Source organism: Serratia sp. DD3 (assembly GCF_000496755.2).
This window is the reverse complement of record NZ_AYKS02000013.1, coordinates 1-670: the sequence shown is the minus strand read 5'-3', so window position 1 is coordinate 670 and position 670 is coordinate 1. Positions and strand designations below refer to the sequence as shown.

At 64.3% G+C, this 670-nt stretch carries 1 pseudogene; it reads left to right on the top strand.

What is annotated here, in order from left to right:
• Positions 1-670, top strand: a pseudogene (locus tag IO95_RS25485) (OmpA family protein); the annotation flags it as partial.

The following is a 670-nucleotide window of genomic DNA, read 5'->3' as shown; positions in this document are numbered from 1 at the left end:
CCGGTCGTGCTGGTATGCGGTGATTTGGCTCAGCCCTGGCCTGCCGCCTCGCCGGTTCTGGTGGTGTCGCAAGGCTGTTGGGTGCGGGTGGAGGCCGGTCAGGATGTGGCTCAGGTCGCCCGTCAGTTGCTGCAGTTACGGCCCGACTGGGGGCGCCAACTGGCAGTGATGGTCACGGTGTGTCCGCAACAACACCCGGAGAGCGAGACGCTGACCAGCGACTTGCTGATGTTGCGTTGGCAAATCAGCCAATTGCAACGGGACACCGGGCATCGCGTGCCGCTGGTACTCAATGGTCAGGCGGGGAGTGCCCTGCTGGGTGACCGGGTGTGGCAATCGGCCATGACGGGTGACGAGGTCAATGTGTGGCGTGAGTCGGCGGCACCCTGTTCGGTGGCCCGCTGGGTGACGGCGGAGGGCACCTCGGCACTGGAACAACAGGTGTTGTTCAACAGCCTGATGGCCTGGTTTGAGCAACATGTCCAGTCCGTATTCAGTGCCCCTAACCCGGATATCCCGGCCATTGTGCCTTGTGCGGTGGTCTGGGGCATGGGCCCGTCCCTGGCGGACGCGCTGCCGCAGTCATTATGGACCCACTGGCTGACTCGTCAGACCGCCCTCAACCGTTCGGCAGGCTGGTTGCCGGGCCAGGCGGTTATCACCGACAACT